Raw genomic sequence first — 6,947 nt, 5'->3', positions numbered from 1 at the left:
CCGCCAAGGCGTCCAGAGCTGACATCAACTCGCTCACGGACACCTCCCGACGTATTCGAACGTGTGTACGAATACTATCGCCGTCGAGGACCTCCAGCAACACGAAGATGCAGGTCAGACGCCTGTCCACAGATTGCCGCCGCCCCTTGACAGGGTCGGTCCAGCACACCCGCCACCGACCCGGACGACACCATCGCCTGGCGCACCCGACATGGAGCGTGTTCTCCAGCCGGTCCTCGACGACCGCCTCGCCACGTCGGCGCAGGCCCGGGATGCCGCCGCCTGGCGGTGTGCTCGCGGGACGACGTCCCGGTCAAGAAGGTCGGCAGTCAGAACTCGACCGGGGCGTCACTCCGGCAGCAGGTACTTCGCGGCCTCGCGGACGTGCGCCATCGCCGTCCGTGCGTAGGCCTGGCTCGCCCCGGCCAGGCCGCAGGACGGCGTGAGCGTCACCGCGCCGGCCAGCTCCTCGGCCGGGAAGCCCAGCTCCCGCCACCAGGCCTGCACGCGGGTGGCGGTCGCCTTCGGCCGGCCCAGGTCGGTGTCGGTGCCGGGGACGACGCCCACGAGCAGGTGGGTGCCGGCTTCGATGGCGGTGCCGACGGCGTCGAGGTCCTGGACCAGGCCCAGGTCGAAGGAGAGCCCCTGCGCCCCGGCGGCCCGGAAGAGGTCGAGCGGGGCGCGCTGGGCACAGCAGTGCACCACGACCGGCGCCGACGCCTGGCGGATGAGCCCGGTGAGCTGCTCCTCCACGACGTTCGACTCGATCGCCGACAGCTTGCCGAACCCGCTGACGGTGGGCAGGCCGCCCTGCAGCACGGCGGGCACCGACGGCTCGTCCAGCTGCACGACGACCGAGGCCCCCGGCACCCGGGCGGAGACGGCGGCGACGTGGGCAGCGATCCCCTCGGCGAGGGACTGCGCCAGGTCACGGCGCGCCCCGGCGTCCACCACGGCCCGGTCGCCCCGGCTGCGCTCCAGGCCGGCGGCCAGGGTCCACGGACCCGCCACCTGGATCTTCAACGGCCCCACGTAGCGCTCGGCCACCTCATAGAGGGCGTCCAGGTCGCGGGCCAGGGCCTCCCTGGCCCGGCGCAGGTCGGCGCCCGGACGGGCGACCAGCCGCCAGCCGGCCGGGGTGAGGTCGACGTAGAGGTCGACCAGCAGGGCGGCCGCGCGACCGATCAGGTCCGACCCGGCGCCGCGGCCGGGCAGCTCGGGCAGGTGTGGGAGGTCCGGCAGCTCGCCGACGACCAGCCGCATCGCCTCGACCGGGTCGGTGCCGGGCAGGGACCCGACGCCGGTGGCCGGTCCCCACACCGGGAGCGCCGACCGCACCTCGCCATCGGCGCCCGGCTCACTGCTGTCGTCCGGGAGGTGCGTCGCCGAGGTCACGTGCCGACCGTAGCCCGCCGTCCCGCCGGCACCGGGGACGGTCAGCTCAGCACGGGCTCCGGTCGTTCCCGCGCGCCCAGCACCGTGCCCTGACCCAGCACCAGGTCACCCCGCTCGGCGTCGGGGGCGTAGAGCACGGCCGACTGTCCCGGCGCGACCCCCCGCTGTCGTTCGCCGAGCACCAGGCACAGCCCGCCGTCCTCGGCGAGGGAGACCTCGCAGGCGACCGGCACGGCGTGGGCGCGCAGCTGGACCTGCGCCCGGAACGGCAGGTCGGGCACCGGACCGGTCCACGTGGGGGCGCCGGTGCGCACCTCGTCGACCTCGGCCTGCTCCGCGGTGCCGATGGTCACGGTGCGGCTGACCGGCTCGATCCCCAGCACGTACCGCGGGCGCTGGTCACCGACGGCCACGCCGAGCCCCCGACGCTGGCCGATGGTGAAGCCGTGCGCGCCGGCGTGCGTCCCGACGGTCTGTCCGGTGGCGGCGTCGACGACCGGGCCGGGCTGCTCACCGAGCCGGCGGGCGAGGAAGCCGCGGGTGTCGCCGTCGGAGATGAAGCAGATGTCGTGCGAGTCCGGCTTGGTGGCGACCGCGTAGCCGCGCTCGGCCGCCAGCTCCCGCACCCGCTCCTTCGTCATCGAGCCGAGCGGGAAGACGGCGCCGGCCAGCTGCTCGGCGGTGAGCACGCCGAGCACGTAGGACTGGTCCTTCGCGGCGTCGACCGAGCGGCGCAGCTCGCCGTCGGCCAGCCGGGCGTGGTGCCCGGTGACGACGGCGTCGAAGCCCAGCGCCCGGGCCCGGTCGAGCACGGCGGAGAACTTGATCTTCTCGTTGCAGCGCAGGCAGGGGTTCGGGGTCCGGCCGGCGGCGTACTCGGCGACGAAGTCGTCGATGACGTCCTCACGGAACCGGTCGGCCAGGTCCCAGACGTAGAACGGGATGCCCAGCTCGTCGGCGACCCGCCGGGCGTCGTGGGAGTCCTCGACGCTGCAGCACCCTCGGGCACCGCTGCGCAGCGTCTTCCGGTCGGGCGAGAGCGCCAGGTGCACACCGGTGACCTCGTGTCCCGCCTCGACGGCCAGCGCGGCGGCGACCGCGGAGTCCACTCCCCCGCTCATGGCGGCGATCAGTCGCATCTCAGTGCTGCCCGGTCCCGGCCCGGCGGGCCCGCTCGACGACCGGGCCGATCACCTCGAGCAGTGCGTCGACGTCGGCGTCGGTCGAGGTGTGGCCCAGGCTGAACCGAAGCGAGCTGCGGGCCCGGGCGGGGTCGGCGCCGGCGGCCAGCAGCACGTGGCTGGGCCGGGCGACGCCGGCGCTGCAGGCCGACCCGGTCGAGCACTCGATGCCCCGGGCGTCCAGCAGCATGAGCAGCGCGTCGCCCTCCGCACCGGGGAAGGACAGGTGCGCATTGCCCGGCAGCCGCCCCGGACCACCGGCCACCACGTCGTCCAGCGGCGGCCCGTTGAGCTGGGCGTCGGGCACCTCGGCGACCACCCCGGCGACCAGCCGGTCACGCAGCGCGGCCACCCGCGCAGTGCGCTCGGCCCGGTCCGCGACCGTGGCGTGCGTCGCCGCGGCCAGCCCGACGATCGCGGCGACGTCCAGGGTGCCGGACCGGACGTCGCGCTCCTGCCCCCCACCGTGCAGCAGCGGGGTGCACTCGGCGTCCCGGCGCAGCAGCAACGCCCCGGCGCCCATCGGGCCGCCCACCTTGTGCCCGGTCATGGTCAGGGCGTCGACGCCGCTGGCGGCGAAGTCCAGCGGCGACTGTCCGATCGCCTGCACCGCGTCGGTGTGCAGCGGCACCCCGACCTCGTGGGCGACGGCGGCCAGCGCGGTCACGTCGCTGACGGCGCCGATCTCGTTGTTGGCCCACATGACGGTGGCCAGCGCGACGTCCCGCCCGTCGCCGAGGGCGTCGGCCAGCGCGTCGGTGGTGACCCGGCCGGTCGGCTCGACCCGCAGCCAGGTGACCTCGGCGCCCTCGTGCTTCTCCAGCCACTCGACGCTGTCGAGGACGGCGTGGTGCTCGGCCGGGCTGGCCACGATCCGGCGACGCCCCTGATCGGCGGTGCGGCGGGCCCAGTACAGCCCCTTGACCGCGAGGTTGTCGCCCTCGGTGCCACCACCGGTGAACAGCACCTCCGACGGCCGCGCCCCCAGGGCGGCAGCCAGGCGCTCTCGCGACTGCTCGGCCACCCGCCGGGCCTCGCGGCCGCTGGCGTGCAGGGAGGAGGCGTTGCCCACCCGGGCCAACTGCTCGGTCATGGCCGCGAGCGCGGCCGGCAGCATCGGGGTCGTGGCCGCGTGGTCGAGGTAGGTCATGGCACAGCAAGCGTAGGCGCCGGGCGCCGGGGGCAACCCGGTCGTGTCCGACTGGTGGGAGTGCGCACGGCTCCTCCGCCTCCTCGTGCCTGTGGCTGCGACGTGCGTCGAGCGCCGACCCGGAGGCCGGCGCCCGACGCGACGTGCTCGATCACCCCTCCTGCAGCCCACCGAGGGAGCGCAGGAGGGCCCTCGGTGCTACTTGCGGGCGCTGATCTGCTCGGTGGCCGCCGGGACGACGGTGAACAGGTCGCCCACCACGCCGAAGTCGGCCAGCTCGAAGATCGGCGCCTCGGGGTCCTTGTTGACCGCGACGATGGTCTTCGAGGTCTGCATGCCGGCCCGGTGCTGGATCGCCCCGGAGATGCCCACCGCGATGTACAGCTGCGGCGACACCGTCTTGCCGGTCTGCCCGACCTGGAAGGAGTGCGGGTAGAAGCCGGAGTCGACGGCGGCGCGAGAGGCACCGACGGCGCCCCCGAGGGAGTCGGCCAGCCCCTCGATCACCGAGAAGTTCTCCGCACTCGCCACCCCGCGACCGCCGGAGACGACGATCGCGGCCTCGGTCAGCTCCGGCCGGTTGGACTTCTGCTCCACGACCCGGTCGAGCACCCGGGTCTGCTTGGCGGCCTCGGAGACGGCGACCTGCACCGTTTCCTCGGTGCCTGCGGCCGGGGCCGGCTCGGGGGTGACCGAGTTGCCGCGCAGGGTGTAGATCGGGGTGCCGACCGTGACCTGCGAGTGCACGATCGTCGCCCCGGCGAACGCAACCTGGGTGGCGGTCCCGTCGGCGGCGATCTCGGTGACGTCGGTCAGGAAGCCGCTGCCGGTCTTGATGGCCAGCCGGCCGGCGATCTCCTTGCCCTCCGGGGTGGACGGGATGACGACCGCGGCCGGGGACTTCTCCGCGACCAGCTGTGCCAGCACCTCGGCCTTGGGGGCCACCAGGTAGGCGTCGACGTCGTCGGACTCGGCGACGTAGACCTTCGCCGCGCCGTACTCGGCCAGCACGTCCTTGATGCCCGCAGCGGTGCCGGGGGCACCGATGACGACGGCGGCGGGCTCACCGAGCGCACGAGCAGCGGTCAGCGCCTCCAGCGTCGACTTGCGGGGCCCACCGGCGGCGGGGTTGAGCTCGGCAAGGACCAGGACCTCTGCCATGTCTGTTCTCTCCTCAGCTCTGAGTCGCGCCGGTCAGACGATCTTCTGGGCGGCCAGGTAGCCGACCAGCTTGTCGGCACCGTCGCCCTCGTCGGCGACCTTCACGCCCTCGCCCTTGGGCGGGCGGCCGGCGAAGTCGACGACCTTGCTGGTGGCGGTGGCCAGGCCCACGGTCGACGCGTCGATGCCCAGGTCGGCGAGGGTCTTGGTCTCCACCGGCTTCTTTTTGGCGGCCATGATCCCCTTGAAGGAGGGGTAGCGCGGCTCGTTGATCGTGTCCCAGGTGGAGACGATCGCCGGCAGCGGCGCCTCGACCTCCCAGTAACCGCCGTCGGTCTGCCGCTCGATCTTGGCCATCGAGCCCTCGATCGTGAGCTTGCGGGCGCCGGACAGCTGCGGAATGCCCAGCCGCTCCGACAGCAGCGCCGGCATCACCGACACCTGACCGTCGGTGGACTCGGCGCCGCACAGCACCAGGTCGTACTCCAGCTGCGACAGCGCGGCGGCGATGACGGCGCTGGTCTGCACGGCGCAGGAGCCGTGGATCGCCGGGTCGCTGACGTGCACGGCCTTGTCCGCGCCCATCGACAGGGCCTTGCGGATGGCGTCGGTGGCGGTGTCGGGGCCGACGGTGAGCACCGTGACCTCACCGCCCTGCGCCTCCTTGACGGTGAGCGCCTCCTCGATGGCGTACTCGTCCATCTCGTTGATCACGTTGTCGGCGGTGGCCCGCGCGACGGTGTTGTCCGACGGGTCCAGCTTCCGCTCGCTGCCGGAGTCGGGGACCTGCTTGACCAGAACGACGATGTTCATCGTCAGACCAACCTCCGCGGTGGTTCGGGTGGGCGCGGGCGAAGCCCGCCTCGTGCCGATCATCGAGGCTACTTGCGGGTAACACCCGACGGGGAGGGCGGGGTTGAGTGACCCGGCTCACCGGCGGCTCTCCACTCCCCTGTGCGGGCGAAGTGCTCGAGGACGGCGGTGTGCGGTGCGAGGTCCAGACCCTGCGCCGTCACCCAGGCGTCGTCGTAGTAGGTGCAGGCGTAGCGCTCCCCGCCGTCGCACAACAGCGTGACCACGCTGCCCGTGCGGCCGGCGGCGAGCATCTCGGCGATGAGCCCGAAAGCGCCCCACAGGTTGGTGCCGGTCGACCCGCCGGCCCGGCGCCCGGTCACCTGCTGCAGGTGGCGCATGGCGGCCAGCGAGGCGGCGTCGGGCACGCACACCATCCGGTCGACGATGGTCGGGACGAACGAGGGCTCCACCCGGGGCCGGCCGATGCCCTCGATCCGCGAGCCACGTCCGGTGGTGGCCGGATCGGCGTCCCGCCAGCCGGGGAAGAACGCCGAGCCCTCCGGGTCGACGACGGCCAGCCGGGTGGGCAGCCGGCGGTACCGGACGTACCGGCCGATCGTGGCGCTGGTGCCGCCGGTGCCGGCGCCGACGACGACCCACTCCGGCACCGGGTGCCGCTCCCGGCTCAGCTGCTCGAAGACCGACTCGGCGATGTTGTTGTTCCCGCGCCAGTCGGTGGCCCGCTCGGCGTTGGTGAACTGGTCGAGGTAGTGCCCGCCGGTCTCCGCGGCGATCCGCCGGGCCTCGTCATAGACCGTGCCGGCGTCGGCCACCAGGTGGCAGCGGCCCCCGTGGAACTCGATCAGGGCGATCTTCTCGGCGCTGGTCGTCGCCGGCATCACCGCGACGAACGGCAGGCCGAGCATCCGGGCGAAGTAGGCCTCGCTGACCGCCGTCGACCCGCTGGAGGACTCCACCACGGTGCTGCCCTCGTGCAGCTGCCCCGAGCACAGCGCGTAGAGGAACAGCGAGCGCGCCAGCCGGTGCTTGAGGCTGCCGGTGGGGTGCGTCGACTCGTCCTTCAGGTACAGGTCGATGCCCCACTCGGGCGGCAGCGGGTAGACCAGCAGGTGGGTGTCGGCGGACCGGTGCGCGTCGGCCTCGACCAGCGCGACGGCCCGCTCGACCCAGGCCCGTCCGCTGGGGTCGGAGCGGTCGACGTCGGTGGGGCGCACGGCGGTCACCCGGGCATGGTCCCGCATGCC

Annotated in this window: 6 protein-coding genes; all 6 read right to left on the bottom strand. The window is 73.7% G+C overall.

The features are described 5' to 3' along the window. Positions 1-348: 348 nt before the first annotated feature. Positions 349-1,395 carry a methionine synthase gene (locus O2W53_RS19565; protein WP_269164734.1) on the bottom strand — a complete coding sequence of 349 codons (1,047 nt, stop codon included), beginning with the start codon at positions 1,393-1,395 and terminating at the stop codon, positions 349-351. Positions 1,396-1,436: 41 nt separating this feature from the next. After that, entirely contained in the window at positions 1,437-2,534 is a 1,098-nt protein-coding gene (gene mnmA, locus O2W53_RS19560; protein WP_269164733.1) for a tRNA 2-thiouridine(34) synthase MnmA, read from the bottom strand. A 1-nt stretch (position 2,535) separates the two neighbouring features. After that, positions 2,536-3,726, bottom strand: coding sequence for a cysteine desulfurase family protein (locus O2W53_RS19555; RefSeq protein WP_269164732.1), 1,191 nt, complete (start codon positions 3,724-3,726; stop codon positions 2,536-2,538). Between the two features lie 198 nt (positions 3,727-3,924). After that, the gene (locus O2W53_RS19550; RefSeq protein WP_269164731.1) at positions 3,925-4,887 is read right to left on the bottom strand and encodes an electron transfer flavoprotein subunit alpha/FixB family protein; all 963 of its coding nucleotides are present in this window, start codon (positions 4,885-4,887) and stop codon (positions 3,925-3,927) included. A gap of 33 nt (positions 4,888-4,920) precedes the next feature. Then, positions 4,921-5,700, bottom strand: coding sequence for an electron transfer flavoprotein subunit beta/FixA family protein (locus O2W53_RS19545; protein ID WP_269158845.1), 780 nt, complete (start codon positions 5,698-5,700; stop codon positions 4,921-4,923). A gap of 68 nt (positions 5,701-5,768) precedes the next feature. Then, complete coding sequence (locus O2W53_RS19540) at positions 5,769-6,926, bottom strand: PLP-dependent cysteine synthase family protein (protein WP_269164730.1); 1,158 nt, start codon at positions 6,924-6,926, stop codon at positions 5,769-5,771. Between the last annotated feature and the right edge of the window lie 21 nt (positions 6,927-6,947).

The organism is Modestobacter sp. VKM Ac-2978 (assembly GCF_026968025.1).
GTDB lineage: Bacteria > Actinomycetota > Actinomycetes > Mycobacteriales > Geodermatophilaceae > Modestobacter.
This window is presented reverse-complemented; position numbering and strand designations above follow the sequence as displayed.

What these genes read in the sequence shown, in the direction of transcription:
- O2W53_RS19545 (WP_269158845.1), bottom strand. Translation starts at nt 5,700, where the DNA reads ATGAACATCGTCGTTCTGGTCAAGCAGGTCCCCGACTCCGGCAGCGAG.
- O2W53_RS19550 (WP_269164731.1), bottom strand. Translation starts at nt 4,887, where the DNA reads ATGGCAGAGGTCCTGGTCCTTGCCGAGCTCAACCCCGCCGCCGGTGGG.
- mnmA (WP_269164733.1), bottom strand. Translation starts at nt 2,534, where the DNA reads ATGCGACTGATCGCCGCCATGAGCGGGGGAGTGGACTCCGCGGTCGCC.
- O2W53_RS19555 (WP_269164732.1), bottom strand. Translation starts at nt 3,726, where the DNA reads ATGACCTACCTCGACCACGCGGCCACGACCCCGATGCTGCCGGCCGCG.